This window comes from Enterobacter cloacae complex sp. 418I7, assembly GCF_050030705.1.
Taxonomy (GTDB): Bacteria; Pseudomonadota; Gammaproteobacteria; order Enterobacterales; family Enterobacteriaceae; genus Enterobacter; species Enterobacter intestinihominis.
On the sequence record NZ_JBLGUU010000001.1, the window covers coordinates 1,033,163 to 1,052,144 of the forward strand.

The following is an 18,982-nucleotide window of genomic DNA, read 5'->3' on the forward strand; positions in this document are numbered from 1 at the left end:
GCAGCCTGTGGGGACCGCAATGAAAAAATGTTTTCTGGTTCTCGATTGTGGCGCGACGAACGTGCGCGCCATTGCGCTGGATCCTGAAGGGAATATTGTGGCGCGAGCCTCGGTGGCGAACGAAAGCGAAAGTGCCGCTGAAAATCCGGCCTGGCACCAGTGGTCGCTCGACGCCATCATGCAACGTTTTGCCGTCTGTTGTCAGAAAATCAGCGCAGTGCTGAGCAAGCATCAACTGTGCGGAATGAGTGTGACGACCTTTGGCGTGGATGGCGCGCTGGTGGATGAGCGGGGAGAACTGCTTTACCCGATCATCAGCTGGAAATGTCCACGAACCGTGCCGGTGATGGAAGCGGTTGCCCGTTCATGCTCCCCGGCAGAACTACAGCAGATCACCGGCGTTGGGCAGTTTAGTTTTAACACGTTGTATAAGCTAGGCTGGCTTCAGGACAACCATCCCGATCTGTTACAGCGTGCTCACGCCTGGCTTTTTATCTCCTCGCTAATCAACCATCGCCTGACCGGAAAAATGACGACCGATCTCACGATGGCCGGTACCAGTCAGATGTTCGATCTGCATCAGCGGTGCTTCAGCGAAACGATCTTAAGCAAGATCGGCGTGCCTCATTCCCTTTTCCCGCCGCTGGTTTCCCCCGGAGAGATGATGGGTGAACTGCAGCCCGACGCTGCATCCAGACTCGGATTGCCTTGCGGTGTGCCGGTGATCTCCGCCGGGCACGATACGCAGTTTGCCCTTTTTGGCGCCGGTGCGGGAATTAATGAGCCGGTTCTCTCTTCGGGAACCTGGGAGATTTTAATGGCGCGCACCTCGCAGGTTGATACCGCTTTACTGGGGCAATACCCGGGCGCGACGTGCGAACTGGATAGCCGGACGGGGCTCTATAATCCGGGAATGCAATATCTGGCGTCTGGTGTACTGGAGTGGATCCGCGCGCTGTTCTGGTCGCCTGATGTCAACTGGGACACTATTCTGGCTCAGGCGGCGGCAATTCCGTACGGGGCGGATGGCGTCACGATGAATACCCAGTTGCTCGATTCTCCGCTCGCCGGCTGGCAGGGCGTTACGCTCACCACCACGCCAGCCCATTTTTACCGCGCAGCCCTGGAAGGACTCACGGTGCATCTGCAAGAAAAACTCCAGGCGCTGGAGGCGATCGCGCAATTTAAGGCGCGTGAACTCCTGCTGGTGGGGGGAGGTAGCCGCAATATGCTGTGGAATCAGCTCAAGTCCAATGCGCTTGGGATCCCGGTGAAGGTGCTTGAAGATGCAGATACGACCGTGCTGGGGGCGTCTTTGTACGGATGGTGGGGCGTCGGAGAAACGGCCAGCGCTGAGGCTGCTCGCGATCGGGTCCACTATCGTTACCGTTATTTCTATCCTGAGGAGCAAAGCCGTGCTTAAAACGATATCCCCACTGATTTCACCCGAGCTGCTGAAAACGCTGGCAGAGATGGGCCATGGTGACGAGATTATTTTTGCAGACGCTCACTTTCCCGCGCACAGCCTGGGGCCAAAGACGATCCGCGCAGATGGCCTGCTCATCAGCGATTTGCTGGCCGCGGTGATACCGCTGTTTGAACTCGACAGCTATGCGCCACCGCTGGTGATGATGGCCCCTGTCGACGGGGATACGCTCGATATACAGGTAGAAGCACGCTATTGCAACGCACTCTTTGGTGAGGCGGAAGGGGAGGGGATTATGCGTATTGACCGTTATGCGTTTTATGCGCGGGCACAGAAAGCGTACGCCATTGTGGTGACAGGCGAGACAGCGAAATACGGCAATATACTGTTAAAGAAAGGGGTTACGCCGTACCAATAAAAAACGCCGGGTTAAACCCGGCGTTTTCACTTCAGTCTTCTTACCAGACGTACGTCAGCAGGCTTTGTGAATCTGGCACCATGAAGTCTACGGACATCATCACGGACAGGGAGGTGATGGCGACAATCGAGAACACAAACAGCTTGCGTGCCCAGACCTTGTCATCTTCCACTTTGTAACCGCGCAGAGCCATGCCGAGCCACCAGACGCTCACCGCAGCGGCTACCACCAGATATTTATATCCGGCGTAACCGCCCAGAGAGAGCATCAGCGTTGCCACGGCAAAAGCGATGATGTACAGCGTGATGTGGTTTTTGGCAACTGAGATGCCTTTCACGACCGGCAGAACCGGAATGTTCGCTGCCTGATAATCCTTAAAGCGGAAAATCGCGATGGCGTAGGAGTGCGGCATCTGCCACAGGCTAAAGATAGCCAGCAGGATCAGCGCACCGCTGTCGAACTCGTTCGTGACGGCGCAGTAGCCAATCACCGGCGGCGCAGCGCCGGAGAGAGAACCAATCAGCGTGCCGTAGACGGAGTGGCGTTTCATATACAGGCTGTAGACGCCTACATACACCACGAACCCCATCACCCCCAGCCAGCAGGCCAGCGGGTTAGCACCAAACCACAGCAGCATAAAGCCAGCAATACCCAGCAAGGTGGCGTACACCAGCGAGACGGAAGGAGCAATCAGGCCTTTAACCAGCACCCGATTTTTGGTCCTTTCCATCTTCTTGTCGATATCCATGTCGATGTAGTTGTTAAATACACAACCGGACGCAACCACCAGTGACACACCGACCAGCGTGTAAATAAAGAGGGTGTAATCAATGCTGCCTTTAGAGGCCAGCAGGAACCCTCCGATTACGGAGATCAGGTTGCCAAAGATGATGCCTGGTTTCGTGACTTGCAGGTATTGCTTAAACATACTCGCCGCTCTTAGTGAACCATCATGTTGTAGTTAAGGTTCCACATAATCCAGATGGAACCGACTACCAGGATAGCGATGATAATCACGGTAAAGATAAAGGCCGTCATGTTCCAGCCTTCATCGGACTTGGTGTTCATGTGCAGGAAGCAAACCAGATGCACCAGAATCTGAATCACCGCGGTCACCAGGATTGCGCCCAGGATAACCGGCTTAGATGCAGAACCGTTCATCACCATCCAGAACGGGATCACCGTCAGGATGATCGACAGGATGAAACCTGTCATGTAGGTTTTTACGCTGCCGTGGGAAGCGCCATGATCGTTAGAATGACTCATTACATCGCCCCCATCAGATAGACAACAGAGAACACACAGATCCATACCACGTCCAGGAAGTGCCAGAACAGGCTCAGGCACATGATACGGGTACGGTTAGTACTGGTCAGGCCGCGACGGGAGATCTGGAACATCAGCACTGCCATCCAGATCAGACCAGAGGTCACGTGCAGACCGTGGGTGCCGACCAGCGCGAAGAACGCTGACAGGAAGCCACTGCGATCCGGACCAAAGCCTTCCGCAATCAGGTGATGGAATTCATAGATTTCCATCCCGATAAAGCCAGCACCAAACAACCAGGTCAACGCCAGCCAGGAAACAACCTGGCTTTTGTTGTTTTTGTACATGGCGATAGCCGCCATGCCGTAGGTGATGGAGCTGAATAACAGCAGTGCGGTTTCAACCAGAACGAACGGCAGTTCAAAGATGTCCTTACCGGTCGGGCCGCCCGCTGTGCCGTTCACCAGAACGGCATAGGTTGCGAACAGACAGCAGAACAGGATGCAGTCGCTCATCAGGTAGATCCAGAAACCGAAGACTTTCGTCGGTCCTGTATCATGGTGCGCATGTTCATGCGCGTGGGCAGTCGAGTGCGCCAGAGTATCAGTTGCCATTTTTCAGCCCCGCTTTAGAAATCTCGTCAAAATGCTGGTTTTCCAGCTTTTCAACTTCACGGACTGGTACGTAGTAGTCCACGTCCTCGTCAAAGCTCTTCACAATCCAGCTGATTACGATGCCAGCGAAGCCAACAATCGCCATCCACCAGATGTGCCAGATCATTGCGAAACCAAATACCGTTGCGAAGGCGGCAATCACGATGCCCGCACCGCTGTTTTTCGGCATATGGATCTCTTCGTAATGTTCAGGTTGCTTGTACGCTTCACCTTTTTCTTTCATTTCCCAGAATGCGTCACGCTCATGAATGTGCGGCACTACGGCAAAGTTATAGAACGGAGGTGGAGAAGAGGTAGACCACTCCAGCGTACGGCCACCCCACGGGTCACCGGTCAGGTCGCGGTTCAGGTTACGGTCACGGATAGACACGTAGTACTGAATCAGCTGGCACAGGATACCGCAGGCAATCAGCGCGGCGCCGCCCGCTGCAATCATCAGCATCGGATGGAACTGCGGATCGATCTGCTGGCTCAGACGACGGGTCATCCCCATGAAGCCCAGCACGTACAGCGGCATAAACGCCACGAAGAAGCCGATGATCCAGAACCAGAACGCGCGTTTGCCCCATTTTTCGTTCAGGGTGAAACCGAACGCTTTTGGCCACCAGTAGGTCACACCTGCGAAGCAGCCGAAGACGACGCCGCCGATGATAACGTTATGGAAGTGCGCAATCAGGAACAGACTGTTGTGCAGGACAAAGTCAGCGCCCGGAACCGCCAGCAGCACGCCGGTCATCCCACCTACGGAGAAGGTCACGATGAAGCCGATGGTCCACAGCATCGCTGAGTGGAACTGGATACGGCCCTGGTACATGGTGAACAGCCAGTTGAAGATCTTAACCCCGGTCGGGATCGCGATAATCATAGTGGTAATACCGAAGAAGGCGTTTACGTTGGCGCCCGCACCCATGGTGAAGAAGTGGTGCAGCCAGACGATGAACGACAGGACGGTAATACACACGGTTGCCCACACCAGAGAGGTGTAACCAAACAGACGTTTACGCGAGAAGGTTGCCGCGATTTCGGAGAACACACCGAACACCGGCAGAACCAGGATGTACACTTCCGGGTGACCCCAGGCCCAAATCAGGTTGATGTACATCATCATGTTGCCACCCATATCATTCGTGAAGAAATGGGTACCCAGATAGCGATCCAGGGTCAGCAGCGCGATGGTGACGGTCAGAATTGGGAACGACGCGATAATCAGGACGTTGGCGCACAGAGATGCCCAGGTAAATACTGGCATCTTGAACATCGTCATACCTGGTGCACGCATCTTCAGGATGGTCACGAAGAAGTTAATACCGGTCAGGGTGGTACCGACACCGGAGAGCTGAAGCGCCCAAATCCAGTAGTCAACGCCCACGCCCGGACTGTACTCAATTCCCGAAAGTGGCGGGTAGGCCAGCCAGCCGGTCTGAGCAAATTCGCCCACACCCAGTGACAGGTTAACCAGGATAACGCCGACAACGGTGAACCAGAAGCTCAGGTTGTTCAGGAACGGGAACGCAACGTCGCGCGCGCCGATTTGCAGCGGAACGACAACGTTCATCAGACCGATTACCAGCGGCATCGCCACGAAGAAGATCATGATAACGCCGTGAGCGGTAAAGATCTGATCGTAGTGGTGCGGTGGCAGGAATCCGGCTTCGCCCGCAGACGCAAGCGCCTGCTGGCTACGCATCATGATTGCATCCGCAAAGCCACGAATTAACATGACGATACCGACGATGCAGTACATGATGCCGAGTTTTTTGTGGTCAACCGAAGTCAGCCACTCGTTCCACAGGTAGCTCCACTTACCGAAGTAAGTGATCAGGCCAACTAAGGCCGCGCCACCAATGATAATTGCAGCAATCGTAACCATGATAATGGGTTCATGGTACGGCACCGCATCCAATGTCAATTTTCCGAACATTTTCTTCCTCGGCCCCTTAGTGAGCGGTTTCCGCGTGGCTCATGTCCATGCCTTCAATACCCTGGTGCGTGTTGTGCTCGCCTTCAGGCTGGGTCATGTCCATGCTCATGCCGTGATCCATAAATTTGCCAATAACATCTTTGAACAGATTCGGTTTCACGTTAGAGAAGTACTCCACCTTGTTGTATTCGCTAGGTGCAGCCACTTTTTCGAACGCCGCCATGTCAGACATGGTGTTTGGAGACTGCTTCGCTTTTGCAACCCACTGGTCAAAAGTCGCGCGGTCTGGCGTAGCGATAGCTTTGAACTTCATACCCGAGAAGCCCGGGCCACTATAGCTGGCGGAGATACCGTCGTAGGTGCCTGCTTCATTCGCAATCAGATGCAGGTTAGTCTGCATACCGGCCATCGCGTAAATCTGGCTGCCCAGACGTGGGATGAAGAAGGAGTTCATTACGGAGTTGGAGGTCACTTTGAACTGAACCGGAGTGTTCGCCGGGAAGGCGATTTCATTCACGGTAGCAATGCCCTGTTCTGGATAGATGAAGAACCATTTCCAGTCCATGGAGACCACTTCAATGGTAATGGGTTTTTCATCGTGAACCAGCGGTTTGCTCGGCTCAAGTGCGTGAGTGGTTTTCCAGGTCAGTACAGCAAGGAACAGGATGATCAGAATAGGTACCGTCCAGACCACAGCTTCCACTTTATTGGAGTGTGACCAGTTAGGGCTATACTTCGCATCTTTATTGCTCGCACGATACTTCCAGGCGAAACCAACAGCCATCAAGATGGCAGGAATAACCACAATCAACATCAGGCCAAAAGCCGTCAGTATCAATGAACGTTGTTCCAGTCCAATCTGTCCTTTGGGGTCTAGTAGTGCAGAATCGCAGCCACTGAGTAATACAGTGCCTGCGAATAATGACAACCATCCCAAACTTTTATTGTATTTCCTGAGTCTCATTTAACGACCTCAATTCCACGGGAGTCTGGTGGCGTTTAAAGTGTGGGGGCATTTTACGGGAAGGTTACATTACTGTAAACATCATTAGCCCTGTGTCAGGAAGGTGTTACTGGGTTCTGCCGCACATGTCACAAGTGTTGCAAATTATGTCGCATTTCCAGACGGAAGCCGCACGGAGTGGGCGTTATAACGAAAGGGTGCCCCAGCATACCGCAAAAGGGACAATTGGTATAACCATTGCGAAAAACACACAATTAGTTAACAATTAATTATCAATAAAAAGACAACTAAAAAACGAAAATTCAATGTTTCGAATGCTGAATCGTTTAATGAAAAATAGCGTAGCGAAATAAGCTCCAATAATTTCCGAATGCTATCCCGCACAAAACAACAAATATTTTTTTTGTCGATGGCGGTTATTTCACCGTTATAATTTCGGGCTGTTATTACAACGGGAAATAACCTTTCGCTTTTTACTTCATGTCATCTGCGTCTTTCGTAATGACATGAAATCCAGCATCCCACCCGTCAGGATCCCCGCCAGAGCGAGAAACACACCTGCATCAAGCAGAAGGGTTTCAAAAGGAAGTGACAAGTCGGTAGTCGCATTCATGATGAGCACCGTGAGCCACCCTACCAGGGCAAAACAACCTGCCATTAGCAGACGCAGGGCAAACCGATAGGCAGCGTGATATTCCGTGCGCGGCATGAAGTGTTCCGTCCGCTGGGTATATTCCAGCGTCTGGCGACAGACCAGCAGCAATAAAATCCCCGGCACGGCCGCCACCACCGAGAAGAGATAAAAGGTCGGCCAACCGTAGGCTTCAACAAACCAGCCCGCGACGGGGCCAACGTATACGCGCCCGACGGCGGAAAGGGCAGAGAGCAGCGCAAACTGGGTAGCGGAAAATGACTTATTGCACAGCGTCATCAGCAGGGCGACAAATGCCGCAGTGCCCATACCGCCGCACAGGTTCTCAAAGAATACCGCCGTCCCCATACTGATCATATTCTTGTCGGTGATCGACAGCAGCCAGTAACCGGCATTCGATGCGCCCTGAAGGATGCCAAATATCAGCAGAGCGCGGAACAGCGTCAGGCGCTGCATCAATACGCCGCCGTACAGCGCGCCGACAATCGTGGCAAACAGCCCCAGGGTTTTGTTCACCACGCCGACCTCGCCCGCATCAAACCCGACGCCGCGGATCAGGAAGGTAGTGGTCAGACTCATGGCGAAAGCGTCGCCAAGCTTATAAAGGACAATAAGCAGCAGGATCAGCCAGGCATTATTGCGACCAAAGAAGTCGCGCAGCGGTGCGGCGACGGCCTGCTCCAGCGAGCGTGGAACCGGGATCACATCGCTCGGTTCAGGCGCGAATAGGGTGGCAATAATGCAGGGGATCAGCAGTGCGGCCATCAGCCAGTACATGCCCTGCCAGCCGAGATAGCGGTCAGCAAGCCACAGTGCGAGTCCGCCGGAAACCAGCATACCCAGGCGGTAGCCGAGCACGCTGATTGCCGCACCGGCGCCACGCTCTTCTGCTGGCAGGACGTCCGTTTTCCAGGCGTCAAAAACAATGTCCTGCGAGGCGGAGCAGAAGGCGATGACCACCGCAAGCGCGGCCATCCAGCGCAGCTGCGTTGACGGTTCAAGGAAACCCATTGCGGCAATGGCCAGCAACAGCAGCACCTGCGTCATCACTAACCAGCCGCGACGGCGCCCGAGGAACGGTGGGGTATAGCGATCCATCACTGGCGACCACAGGAACTTAAAGACGTAAGCCTGGCCGACGAGCGAGAAGAAACCAATGGTTTTAAGATCGATGTTCTCAACCGTCATCCACGCCTGTAACGTGCCGGAGGTGAGCGCAAGGGGTAAACCGGAGGCGAAACCAAGGATCAGCAGAATAGCTGATTTCGGTTGCTGGAAAATGCGTAAGTAGTGACTGGACATGTTCTTATGAACTGACCCGGTGAAGCACCGGGTCAGTCAGCAGGATTAACGTGCGTTCTGCTTGATGAAGTCGTGAATGCTGGTGTCCTGTGCCATGTCGGCAATGGTGTCAGTCAGCACGCTGTTAACCGCGTTAGCGATATTTTTGTTGGAGGCCTGGAATGCGCCTTCAACGGAATAGCTTGCACGGTAGTTTTTGTTCATCTTGTTGCCGTTCTTCGCGGTAGCGATGATGGAGATATCGGCTTTGGTCGCAATGTTGTAGCGAACGTTACCCTGGGAGACGTCAGCGTACAGGTTGTTCACGATGATTTGCAGATCAACCGCGCCGCTTGGGCCAATCATGTAGCCACGGGAGGTCATCTGTTTTTCCAGTACTTCCTGCAACAGGAAGCGCAGGTCGCGGGAAGCGGTCAGCGTAACCTGCTGGTTGTCGCGAGTCACTTTCGCCAGCGCCTGGTCCTGACGCTGATCGGCGCCATTAATGCTGACCGTCACGCCCATCAGGCTTGGATCCTGCTGAGGCAGGGTAATTTTTGGTGAAACGTCAATGGTCGTCGGCGGGGTTGCGCAACCGGCGAGCATAAAGAGTGCTACCAACGGAAAGAAGATTTTTTTTAACATTTTCGGGTTCTCAACGAATCGTAAGCAAAGAGAGAAAAATTGCCGCCATCATAACATCGCCAACGGCCAGGGGAAGTGGTCAACGCATGTAAATTCATCGCCTTGTCCGAAAACTGACCACCTTTCCGCTTTTCTCTGCCTGTAAGTGACAAAACGTATGAACCTCATAGTGAACTTCATCCGTTTGGATGAGAAAATCAGACGAAAGCTAAATATTTGTTGTCACGGTGTAATGGAACCGGTAAAAGCGGCTAATATTTAAAGGGATGGGTGACATCTTAGCGTTGTCGGAGGAGTGATTTCATGATGATACGTGAACAGATAGAAGAAAAATTAAGGGCAGCGTTCAACCCTGTGTTTCTCGAAGTTGTCGACGAAAGCTATCGTCATAACGTGCCGGCAGGTTCTGAAAGCCACTTCAAAGTGGTTCTGGTCAGCGATCGCTTCACGGGAGAACGTTTCCTGAACCGACACCGCTTGATCTACAGCACCTTGACGGAAGAACTCTCCACAACCGTACATGCGCTGGCGCTGCATACCTACACCATTAAGGAATGGGAAGGGCTGCAGGATACGGTATTCGCATCACCGCCTTGTAGGGGTGCAGGCACCATCGCCTGATAAATCGGATTTGCAACCGCCGGAGTTTTTCCAGTATGTTGCTTACAGATTTCGTCAAAACGGCCTTCGGGCCGTTTTGTTTTGTCTGAGTTTTGAGCGGATGGCGCGTTTTTAAGGCTAAAAATAGCCTTAAAGTGTGAAAAAAGCCGCAGCAACATGCTCCAACCGTTCTCGACTCACCTAAGTGATGCCGCTATAATGCCGCGTCTTATTGAATGTCTTCGGGATGATTCTGGCGACAGGGAATGTGAATCTGCACATAAGAGAGCATCCCGGTATAACAGACAGATTCAGAGTTGACCGAGCACTGTGATTTTTTTGAGGTAACAAGATGCAAGTTTCAGTTGAAACCACTCAAGGCCTTGGCCGCCGTGTAACGATTACTATCGCTGCTGACAGCATCGAAACTGCTGTGAAAAGCGAGCTGGTCAACGTAGCAAAAAAAGTACGTATTGACGGCTTCCGCAAGGGCAAAGTACCAATGAATGTTGTTGCTCAGCGTTATGGCGCTTCCGTGCGTCAGGATGTGCTGGGTGAACTGATGAGCCGCAACTTTATCGACGCGATCATCAAAGAAAAAATCAATCCAGCCGGCGCGCCAAACTACGTTCCAGGTGAATACAAGCAGGGCGAAGACTTCACCTATTCCGTAGAGTTCGAAGTGTACCCGGAAGTTGAGCTGAAAGGTCTGGAATCAATCGAAGTTGAAAAACCGATCGTTTCCGTGACTGACGAAGACGTTGACGGCATGCTGGATACCCTGCGTAAGCAGCAGGCGAACTGGAAAGAGAAAGAAGGCGCTGTTGACGCGGAAGACCGCGTAACCATCGACTTCACCGGTTCAGTAGACGGCGAAGAGTTCGAAGGCGGTAAAGCGTCTGATTTCGTACTGGCGATGGGTCAGGGTCGTATGATCCCAGGCTTCGAAGACGGTATCAAAGGCCACAAAGCAGGCGAAGAGTTCACCATCGACGTGACCTTCCCTGAAGAATACCACGCTGAAAACCTGAAAGGTAAAGCAGCGAAGTTCGTCATCAACCTGAAGAAAGTTGAAGAGCGCGAACTGCCAGAACTGACTGAAGAATTCATCAAGCGTTTCGGCGTGGAAGATGGTTCTGTTGCGGGTCTGCGTGCTGAAGTGCGTAAAAACATGGAGCGCGAGCTGAACGGCGCTGTACGTAACCGCGTGAAGTCTCAGGCGATTGAAGGTCTGGTGAAAGCGAACGACATCGACGTTCCTGCTGCCCTGATCGACAGCGAAATCGACGTTCTGCGCCGTCAGGCTGCACAGCGCTTCGGTGGCAACCAGCAGCAAGCGATGGAACTGCCACGCGAGCTGTTCGAAGAGCAAGCGAAACGTCGCGTTGTTGTTGGCCTGCTGCTGGGCGAAGTGATTCGTACCCACGAGCTGAAAGCTGACGAAGAGCGTGTGAAAGGCCTGATCGAAGAGATGGCTTCTGCATACGAAGATCCATCAGAAGTGATCGAGTTCTACGGTAAGAACAAAGAGCTGATGGACAACATGCGCAACGTTGCACTGGAAGAGCAGGCTGTTGAAGCGGTACTGGCGAAAGCGAAAGTAACCGAAAAAGAGACCTCTTTCACCGAACTGATGAACCAGCAGGCGTAATTTCGCCCCAACGGTTTAAAGTTTGAACAAAAAACCCGTTGCCCTCCGGCGACGGGTTTTTTTTATCACAGCTTTAGTCCTGGAAGGGTGCTAAAACGCCCTTTCAGTGTTAGCGTTACAACAAAACGTTGTTATGCTTGAAATAGGGCATGGCGACCCCCATTAGTATGTAATCACGATGATTGAGACTGGCTGATAATCCGTCCATAAGGTTACAATCAGTACAGCAGGTGTTTTCAATTTTGAACCAGGAGACGGAAATGTCATACAGTGGCGAACGAGATAACTTTGCACCCCATATGGCGCTGGTGCCAATGGTTATTGAACAGACCTCACGCGGTGAGCGATCTTTCGATATCTATTCCCGTCTGCTCAAGGAACGCGTTATCTTTCTGACCGGCCAGGTGGAAGACCATATGGCTAACCTGATCGTGGCGCAGATGCTGTTCCTGGAAGCGGAAAACCCGGAAAAAGACATTTACCTGTACATCAACTCGCCGGGCGGTGTGATTACGGCGGGCATGTCTATTTATGACACCATGCAATTCATCAAGCCGGATGTCAGCACCATCTGTATGGGACAGGCGGCGTCCATGGGGGCTTTCCTGTTAACCGCAGGGGCGAAAGGTAAGCGTTTCTGCCTGCCTAACTCCCGCGTGATGATTCACCAGCCGCTGGGTGGTTACCAGGGCCAGGCGACGGATATTGAAATCCACGCCCGAGAAATTCTGAAAGTAAAAGCGCGCATGAATGAACTTATGGCGCAGCATACGGGTCAACCACTCGAGCAGATCGAGCGCGATACCGAGCGCGATCGCTTCCTGTCTGCACCTGAGGCAGTTGAGTACGGCTTAGTCGACTCCATTTTGACCCATCGTAATTGATGCCCGCGACGCGAGTGTGCCGCTATACTAATTTAGGGCGGCACGTTGCCTGTAAGCAGCTTGCGTCTGAGTATGGCATTTGCGTCGTCATGTGCGGCACATAGAACTTAAAAAGAGGTTTGGACTCATGACAGATAAACGCAAAGATGGTTCGGGCAAACTGCTGTACTGCTCTTTTTGCGGCAAAAGCCAGCATGAAGTGCGTAAACTGATTGCCGGGCCGTCCGTGTATATCTGCGACGAATGCGTCGATTTATGTAACGACATCATTCGCGAAGAGATTAAAGAAGTCGCGCCGCACCGTGAGCGCAGCGCGTTACCAACGCCACACGAGATTCGCCACCACCTGGACGACTATGTCATTGGTCAGGAGCAGGCGAAAAAAGTGCTGGCGGTGGCGGTATACAACCACTACAAGCGTCTGCGTAACGGCGATACCAGCAATGGCGTGGAACTGGGCAAAAGTAACATTCTGCTGATCGGGCCTACGGGTTCCGGTAAAACGTTGCTGGCGGAAACGCTGGCGCGCCTGCTGGATGTTCCGTTCACCATGGCGGATGCCACCACCCTGACCGAAGCCGGTTATGTGGGCGAAGACGTTGAAAATATTATCCAGAAGCTGCTCCAGAAGTGCGATTACGACGTACAGAAAGCCCAGCGCGGGATCGTCTATATCGATGAGATTGACAAAATCTCCCGTAAATCAGACAACCCATCCATCACCCGTGACGTCTCGGGCGAAGGCGTGCAGCAGGCGCTCCTGAAGCTGATTGAAGGTACGGTTGCGGCTGTTCCACCGCAGGGTGGGCGTAAACATCCGCAGCAGGAATTCTTGCAGGTTGATACCTCCAAGATCCTGTTTATCTGTGGTGGTGCGTTTGCAGGCCTGGATAAAGTGATCTCACACCGTGTGGAAACCGGCTCCGGCATTGGTTTTGGCGCAACGGTGAAAGCTACGTCTGAAAAACCAAACGAAGGCCAGCTGCTGGCGCAGGTTGAACCGGAAGATCTGATCAAATTTGGTTTGATTCCGGAATTTATCGGCCGTCTGCCGGTTGTGGCGACCCTGAACGAACTGAGCGAAGACGCGCTGATTCAGATCCTGAAAGAGCCGAAAAACGCGCTGACCAAGCAGTATCAGGCGCTGTTTAATCTGGAAGGCGTTGAGCTGGAATTCCGTGACGAAGCACTGGACGCGATTGCCAAGAAAGCGATGGCGCGTAAAACCGGTGCCCGTGGCCTGCGTTCTATCGTGGAAGCAGCATTGCTCGACACGATGTACGATCTCCCTTCTATGGAAGATGTCGAAAAAGTCGTGATCGACGAGTCCGTCATTGGTGGCCAGACCAAGCCGTTACTGATTTACGGTAAACCGGAAGCGCAGCAGGCATCTGGCGAATAATTCACCATTTCATACAATCAGTTAATCAAAAAGGGGGGATTTTATCTCCCCTTTACTTTTTCCGTATTCATGGCGTTGAATGTATGGGAAACATCCCCATATACTGGATTACATGTTAATGGTTGTGTGAAGCACAGTTACATGACCAGTTTACCTGGCGGACACTAAACTAAGAGAGAGCTCTATGAATCCTGAGCGTTCTGAACGCATTGAAATCCCCGTATTGCCGTTGCGCGATGTGGTGGTTTATCCGCACATGGTCATACCCTTATTTGTAGGGCGGGAAAAATCTATCCGTTGCCTCGAAGCCGCCATGGATCATGATAAAAAAATCATGTTGGTTGCGCAGAAGGAAGCATCAACGGATGAGCCGGGTGTAAACGATCTTTTCACCGTCGGGACCGTGGCCTCTATTTTGCAGATGCTGAAGCTGCCAGATGGCACCGTGAAGGTGCTGGTGGAAGGCTTACAGCGCGCGCGTATTACCACTCTGTCAGACGATGGCGAGCACTTCTCTGCGAAGGCAGAGTACCTTGATTCACCGGAACTTGATGAGCGCGAGCAGGAAGTGCTGGTACGCACCGCGATCAGCCAGTTTGAAGGCTACATCAAGCTGAACAAGAAAATCCCACCTGAAGTGCTGACGTCGCTGAACAGCATCGACGATCCTGCACGTCTGGCGGATACCATCGCTGCGCACATGCCGCTGAAGCTGGCTGACAAACAGTCCGTGCTGGAAATGTCCGACGTTAACGAACGTCTGGAATACCTGATGGCGATGATGGAGTCTGAGATCGATCTGCTCCAGGTTGAGAAGCGCATTCGCAACCGCGTCAAAAAGCAGATGGAAAAATCGCAGCGTGAGTACTATCTGAACGAGCAAATGAAAGCCATTCAGAAAGAGCTCGGCGAGATGGACGATGCGCCGGATGAAAACGAAGCGCTGAAGCGTAAGATCGACGCGGCGAAGATGCCGAAAGAGGCGAAAGAGAAAGCCGAAGCTGAGTTGCAGAAGCTGAAAATGATGTCTCCGATGTCGGCGGAAGCGACCGTTGTACGCGGCTACATTGAGTGGATGGTTCAGGTTCCATGGAATGCCCGCAGCAAGGTCAAAAAAGACCTGCGTCAGGCACAGGAAATCCTCGATACCGACCACTATGGCCTGGAACGTGTGAAAGACCGCATTCTTGAGTACCTCGCGGTACAGAGCCGTGTGAACAAAATCAAAGGTCCAATCTTGTGCCTGGTAGGGCCTCCAGGGGTGGGTAAAACCTCTCTGGGCCAGTCCATCGCCAAAGCGACCGGACGTAAGTACATCCGTATGGCGCTGGGCGGCGTGCGTGATGAAGCGGAAATCCGCGGTCACCGCCGTACCTATATCGGTTCTATGCCGGGCAAGCTGATCCAGAAGATGGCGAAAGTGGGCGTCAAAAACCCGCTGTTCCTCCTCGACGAGATCGACAAAATGTCTTCGGACATGCGTGGCGATCCGGCGTCGGCGCTGCTGGAAGTGCTTGATCCAGAGCAGAACGTGGCGTTCAGCGATCACTACCTGGAAGTCGACTACGACCTGAGCGATGTGATGTTCGTGGCGACGTCGAATTCCATGAACATTCCGGCACCGCTGCTGGACCGTATGGAAGTGATCCGTCTGTCCGGTTATACCGAAGACGAGAAGCTGAACATTGCTAAGCAGCACCTGCTGCCGAAGCAGATTGAGCGTAACGCGCTGAAAGCTAACGAGCTGACCGTTGAGGACAGCGCTATTGTCGGCATTATTCGTTACTACACCCGTGAAGCGGGCGTGCGTAGCCTTGAGCGTGAGATCTCTAAACTGTGCCGTAAGGCGGTTAAGCAGCTGCTGCTGGATAAGAGCCTGAAGCACATCGTGATTAACGGCGACAATCTGCATGCTTACCTCGGCGTTCAGCGCTTCGACTATGGCCGTGCGGACAACGAAAACCGCGTTGGTCAGGTGACTGGACTGGCGTGGACGGAAGTGGGTGGCGATCTGCTGACCATTGAAACCGCCTGTGTACCGGGTAAAGGCAAGCTGACCTACACTGGCTCGCTCGGTGAAGTGATGCAGGAGTCCATCCAGGCAGCGTTGACCGTGGTGCGTGCGCGCGCGGAAAAACTGGGTATTAACCCGGATTTCTACGAAAAACGCGACATTCACGTTCACGTTCCGGAAGGGGCGACGCCGAAAGATGGCCCAAGCGCGGGTATTGCTATGTGTACGGCGCTGGTTTCCTGCCTGACGGGTAACCCGGTCCGTGCTGATGTGGCCATGACTGGTGAAATTACGCTGCGTGGTCAGGTACTGCCCATCGGCGGGTTAAAAGAAAAACTGCTGGCGGCACACCGTGGTGGGATCAAAACCGTATTGATTCCTTACGAGAATAAACGCGATCTGGAAGAGATTCCGGACAACGTTATTGCCGATTTGCAGATCCATCCGGTGAAACGCATTGAGGAAGTTCTGACTCTCGCACTGCAAAATGAACCGTCCGGAATGCAGGTTGTAACCGCAAAATAGTGACCTCGCGCAAAGAGCGCTAATAAAAACAAGGCTGGTAAGTCATTTCGTACTTGCCAGCCTTTTTTTGTATAGCTAATTTAGATTGCTGATTGGGTTAGCCATCAACAACGGGTGTTGTAAGGTCATAGCAGGACTGATATAACTGCTGCGCGGTCGCGCTGTGAAGGATTCAGGTGCGATATAAATTATAAAGAGAGGAAGAGAACAGTGAATAAATCTCAACTGATTGACAAAATTGCTGCGGGTGCTGATATTTCTAAAGCTGCAGCTGGACGTGCTTTAGATGCTTTAATTGCTTCTGTTACTGAATCTCTGCAAGCTGGGGACGACGTTGCACTGGTAGGCTTCGGTACTTTTGCGGTTAAAGAGCGTGCTGCCCGTACTGGCCGCAACCCGCAGACCGGTAAAGAGATCACCATTGCTGCCGCTAAAGTGCCGGGTTTCCGTGCAGGTAAGGCGCTGAAAGACGCAGTAAATTGATTGCTTTCCCGCTCCAGGGAAGCTGAAAAGTACAAGGGCGCATCGTTTGATGTGCCTTTTTTGTTTGTCCAGACCTGATTTGTGCGAGTTTATGCGAGTTGTGGGCTGACAATTGCCCTGTTTTCTTGTCACAATACGCCTTTACGCGCGACGGTCAGGATTTTCCGTCAGCGTCAGGTAACCAGTCACCTACAGCGGAGTGTTGTTACACCATGATGGACAGCTTACGCACGGCTGCTAACAGTCTCGTGCTCAAGATTATTTTCGGTATCATTATCGTGTCGTTCATATTGACCGGTGTGAGTAGTTACCTCATCGGCGGTGGCGCGAACTACGCCGCAAAAGTGAATGGCCAGGAAATTAGCCGTGGGCAGTTCGAGAACGCTTTTGCTGGTGAACGTAACCGCATGCAGCAACAGCTGGGCGACCAATACTCTGAACTTGCAGCCAACGAAGGCTATATGAAAAACCTGCGTCAGCAGACGTTGAACCGCCTTATCGACGAAGCGCTGCTGGACCAGTACGCGAAAAGCCTCGGTCTGGGCATCAGCGATGAGCAGGTTAAAAAAGCCATCTTCTCGACGCAGGCTTTCCAGTCTAATGGGAAGTTCGACAACGCGCGTTACAACAGCATTGTTAACCAGATGGGGATGACGGCTGACCAGTACGCACAGGCGCTGCGTAACCAGTTGACCACGCAACAGCTGATCAACGCGGTGGTGGGCACCGATTTCATGCTGAAAGGCGAAACTGAAGCGCTGGCGGCACTGGTGGCGCAGCAACGCGTGGTGCGTGAAGCGACGATTGATGTCAATGCACTGGCGGCGAAACAGCAGGTTAGCGACGCTGAAGTTAATGCTTACTACGAGCAAAACAAGAACAACTTCATCTCTCCTGAACAGTTCCGCGTAAGCTATATCAAGCTGGATGCTGCCGCGATGCAGAAAAACGCGACTGACGCCGAGATCCAGTCTTATTACGACCAGCATCAGGATCAGTTCACTCAGCCGCAGCGTAACCGTTACAGCGTGATCCAGACCAAAACGGAAGCAGAAGCAAAAGCCGTGCTGGACGAGCTGAACAAAGGCGCTGATTTCGCGACCGTGGCGAAAGCAAAATCCACCGACATTATTTCTGCCAAAAACGGTGGTGATATGGGCTGGCTGGAAGATTCCACTACCCCGGACGAGCTGAAAAATGCGGGTCTTAAAGAGAAAGGCCAACTGTCTGGTGTAATCAAATCCTCCGTTGGCTTCCTGGTGGCGCGTCTGGACGATGTCGTAGCGGCGAAAACCAAGCCGCTGGCTGACGTTCGTGATGATATCGCTGCGAAAGTGAAGCAGGAGAAAGCGCTGGACGCCTTCTATGCTCTGCAACAGAAAGTGAGCGATGCCGCAAGCAACGACAACGAATCACTGGCGGGCGCTGAGCAGGCTGCTGGCGTGAAAGCGGTTGAGACGGGCTGGTTCAGCCATGAAAATCTGCCGGAAGAACTGAACTTCAAACCGGTTTCAGATGCCATTTTCAATGGTGGTCTGGTAGGTGAGAACGGTACGCCGGGCAGTAACTCAGACATCATTACCGTTGACGGTGACCGTGCGTTCGTACTGCGCGTCAGCGAGCACAAAGCCGAGGCAGTGAAGCCCCTGGCGGAAGTGAAAGATCAGGTGGTGGCGCTGGTCAAACACAACAAAGCGGCACAGCAGGCAAAACTGGATGCAGAGAAAATTCTGGCCGATCTGAAAGCCGGTAAGAACGATGCACTGAAAGCGGCTGGCCTGAACTTTGGCGAAGCCAAAACGCTGAGCCGTACCGGTCAGGATCCTGTCAGCCAGGCGGCGTTTGGTCTGAGCCTGCCGGCGAAAGACAAACCTGTCTTTGGCACCACGACCGATATGCAGGGTAACGTGGTGATTCTGGCGCTGGATGAAGTCAAAGCCGGCACGCTGCCAGACGCGCAGAAGAAGGCCATGGTTCAGGGAATTACCCAGAATAATGCCCAGATTGCTTTCGAAGCGATGATGAGCAACCTGCGTAAAGAAGCCAAAATCAAGCTGGGTGATGTGGTGACCCAGGAGCAATAATTACGTACCTGCTCGCAGATTTTCGTAACGCTCTGCAAAAACTAAAGGCCGCTTTCGCGGCCTTTTCCATTTCTGCAATCTGCTGTTTGTCC

Annotated in this window: 16 protein-coding genes; 9 read left to right on the forward strand and 7 right to left on the reverse strand. The window is 52.9% G+C overall.

The window, feature by feature from the left end:
- Positions 1-19 precede the first annotated feature (19 nt).
- Both fucK and fucU read left to right on the forward strand, forming a co-directional pair.
- Entirely contained in the window at positions 20-1,423 is a 1,404-nt protein-coding gene (fucK, locus tag ACQG0S_RS04920) for an L-fuculokinase (RefSeq protein ID WP_048966738.1), read from the forward strand.
- On the forward strand, positions 1,416-1,844 hold the full coding sequence (fucU, locus tag ACQG0S_RS04925; protein WP_048966739.1) for an L-fucose mutarotase: 429 nt from the start codon (positions 1,416-1,418) through the stop codon (positions 1,842-1,844). The genes fucK and fucU overlap by 8 nt, the downstream gene beginning before the upstream one ends.
- 40 nt (positions 1,845-1,884) lie before the next feature.
- On the opposite strand, the gene cyoE is transcribed toward fucU, so the two are convergent.
- The 7 genes from cyoE to ACQG0S_RS04960 all read right to left on the reverse strand — a co-directional run bounded on the left by cyoE (position 1,885) and on the right by ACQG0S_RS04960 (position 9,247).
- Positions 1,885-2,772 (reverse strand): heme o synthase, encoded by an 888-nt coding sequence (cyoE, locus tag ACQG0S_RS04930; protein WP_022647242.1) that lies wholly within the window; start codon positions 2,770-2,772, stop codon positions 1,885-1,887.
- An 11-nt stretch (positions 2,773-2,783) separates the two neighbouring features.
- Positions 2,784-3,110: a cytochrome o ubiquinol oxidase subunit IV gene (locus ACQG0S_RS04935; RefSeq protein ID WP_006809888.1), complete on the reverse strand. Its 327-nt coding sequence runs from the start codon at positions 3,108-3,110 to the stop codon at positions 2,784-2,786.
- The gene (locus tag ACQG0S_RS04940) at positions 3,110-3,724 is read right to left on the reverse strand and encodes a cytochrome o ubiquinol oxidase subunit III (RefSeq protein WP_022647243.1); all 615 of its coding nucleotides are present in this window, start codon (positions 3,722-3,724) and stop codon (positions 3,110-3,112) included. Before ACQG0S_RS04940 ends, ACQG0S_RS04935 begins: the two co-directional genes overlap by 1 nt.
- The gene (gene cyoB / locus ACQG0S_RS04945; protein ID WP_006809887.1) at positions 3,714-5,705 is read right to left on the reverse strand and encodes a cytochrome o ubiquinol oxidase subunit I; all 1,992 of its coding nucleotides are present in this window, start codon (positions 5,703-5,705) and stop codon (positions 3,714-3,716) included. The genes ACQG0S_RS04940 and cyoB overlap by 11 nt, the downstream gene beginning before the upstream one ends.
- 16 nt (positions 5,706-5,721) lie before the next feature.
- Positions 5,722-6,669 carry a cytochrome o ubiquinol oxidase subunit II gene (cyoA, locus tag ACQG0S_RS04950; RefSeq protein ID WP_048966740.1) on the reverse strand — a complete coding sequence of 316 codons (948 nt, stop codon included), beginning with the start codon at positions 6,667-6,669 and terminating at the stop codon, positions 5,722-5,724.
- A gap of 478 nt (positions 6,670-7,147) precedes the next feature.
- Positions 7,148-8,623, reverse strand: a complete 1,476-nt coding sequence (gene ampG, locus ACQG0S_RS04955) for a muropeptide MFS transporter AmpG (protein WP_048966741.1) — start codon at positions 8,621-8,623, stop codon at positions 7,148-7,150.
- Positions 8,624-8,668: 45 nt separating this feature from the next.
- Positions 8,669-9,247, reverse strand: a complete 579-nt coding sequence (locus ACQG0S_RS04960) for a lipoprotein (RefSeq protein ID WP_022647246.1) — start codon at positions 9,245-9,247, stop codon at positions 8,669-8,671.
- A 303-nt stretch (positions 9,248-9,550) separates the two neighbouring features.
- On the opposite strand from ACQG0S_RS04960, the gene bolA reads away from it, so the two are divergent.
- The 7 genes from bolA to ppiD all read left to right on the forward strand — a co-directional run bounded on the left by bolA (position 9,551) and on the right by ppiD (position 18,890).
- On the forward strand, positions 9,551-9,868 hold the full coding sequence (gene bolA / locus ACQG0S_RS04965) for a transcriptional regulator BolA (protein ID WP_003859051.1): 318 nt from the start codon (positions 9,551-9,553) through the stop codon (positions 9,866-9,868).
- 331 nt (positions 9,869-10,199) lie between these two features.
- A complete protein-coding gene (gene tig / locus ACQG0S_RS04970) occupies positions 10,200-11,498 on the forward strand; it encodes a trigger factor (protein ID WP_006809881.1) in 1,299 nt (432 codons plus the stop codon).
- A gap of 260 nt (positions 11,499-11,758) precedes the next feature.
- Positions 11,759-12,382: an ATP-dependent Clp endopeptidase proteolytic subunit ClpP gene (gene clpP, locus ACQG0S_RS04975; protein ID WP_006809880.1), complete on the forward strand. Its 624-nt coding sequence runs from the start codon at positions 11,759-11,761 to the stop codon at positions 12,380-12,382.
- 127 nt (positions 12,383-12,509) lie between these two features.
- Positions 12,510-13,784 carry an ATP-dependent protease ATP-binding subunit ClpX gene (gene clpX / locus ACQG0S_RS04980; RefSeq protein WP_006809879.1) on the forward strand — a complete coding sequence of 425 codons (1,275 nt, stop codon included), beginning with the start codon at positions 12,510-12,512 and terminating at the stop codon, positions 13,782-13,784.
- 184 nt (positions 13,785-13,968) lie between these two features.
- Positions 13,969-16,323 carry an endopeptidase La gene (gene lon / locus ACQG0S_RS04985; protein WP_006809878.1) on the forward strand — a complete coding sequence of 785 codons (2,355 nt, stop codon included), beginning with the start codon at positions 13,969-13,971 and terminating at the stop codon, positions 16,321-16,323.
- 210 nt (positions 16,324-16,533) lie between these two features.
- The gene (gene hupB, locus ACQG0S_RS04990; RefSeq protein ID WP_002444653.1) at positions 16,534-16,806 is read left to right on the forward strand and encodes a nucleoid-associated protein HU-beta; all 273 of its coding nucleotides are present in this window, start codon (positions 16,534-16,536) and stop codon (positions 16,804-16,806) included.
- 212 nt (positions 16,807-17,018) lie between these two features.
- On the forward strand, positions 17,019-18,890 hold the full coding sequence (gene ppiD / locus ACQG0S_RS04995; protein WP_023299452.1) for a peptidylprolyl isomerase: 1,872 nt from the start codon (positions 17,019-17,021) through the stop codon (positions 18,888-18,890).
- Positions 18,891-18,982: the final 92 nt, after the last annotated feature.

What these genes read in the sequence shown, in the direction of transcription:
- ampG (WP_048966741.1), bottom strand. Translation starts at nt 8,623, where the DNA reads ATGTCCAGTCACTACTTACGCATTTTCCAGCAACCGAAATCAGCTATT.
- tig (WP_006809881.1), top strand. Translation starts at nt 10,200, where the DNA reads ATGCAAGTTTCAGTTGAAACCACTCAAGGCCTTGGCCGCCGTGTAACG.
- ACQG0S_RS04960 (WP_022647246.1), bottom strand. Translation starts at nt 9,247, where the DNA reads ATGTTAAAAAAAATCTTCTTTCCGTTGGTAGCACTCTTTATGCTCGCC.
- clpX (WP_006809879.1), top strand. Translation starts at nt 12,510, where the DNA reads ATGACAGATAAACGCAAAGATGGTTCGGGCAAACTGCTGTACTGCTCT.
- clpP (WP_006809880.1), top strand. Translation starts at nt 11,759, where the DNA reads ATGTCATACAGTGGCGAACGAGATAACTTTGCACCCCATATGGCGCTG.
- ACQG0S_RS04935 (WP_006809888.1), bottom strand. Translation starts at nt 3,110, where the DNA reads ATGAGTCATTCTAACGATCATGGCGCTTCCCACGGCAGCGTAAAAACC.
- cyoA (WP_048966740.1), bottom strand. Translation starts at nt 6,669, where the DNA reads ATGAGACTCAGGAAATACAATAAAAGTTTGGGATGGTTGTCATTATTC.
- cyoB (WP_006809887.1), bottom strand. Translation starts at nt 5,705, where the DNA reads ATGTTCGGAAAATTGACATTGGATGCGGTGCCGTACCATGAACCCATT.
- bolA (WP_003859051.1), top strand. Translation starts at nt 9,551, where the DNA reads ATGATGATACGTGAACAGATAGAAGAAAAATTAAGGGCAGCGTTCAAC.
- ppiD (WP_023299452.1), top strand. Translation starts at nt 17,019, where the DNA reads ATGATGGACAGCTTACGCACGGCTGCTAACAGTCTCGTGCTCAAGATT.
- cyoE (WP_022647242.1), bottom strand. Translation starts at nt 2,772, where the DNA reads ATGTTTAAGCAATACCTGCAAGTCACGAAACCAGGCATCATCTTTGGC.
- ACQG0S_RS04940 (WP_022647243.1), bottom strand. Translation starts at nt 3,724, where the DNA reads ATGGCAACTGATACTCTGGCGCACTCGACTGCCCACGCGCATGAACAT.
- fucK (WP_048966738.1), top strand. Translation starts at nt 20, where the DNA reads ATGAAAAAATGTTTTCTGGTTCTCGATTGTGGCGCGACGAACGTGCGC.
- lon (WP_006809878.1), top strand. Translation starts at nt 13,969, where the DNA reads ATGAATCCTGAGCGTTCTGAACGCATTGAAATCCCCGTATTGCCGTTG.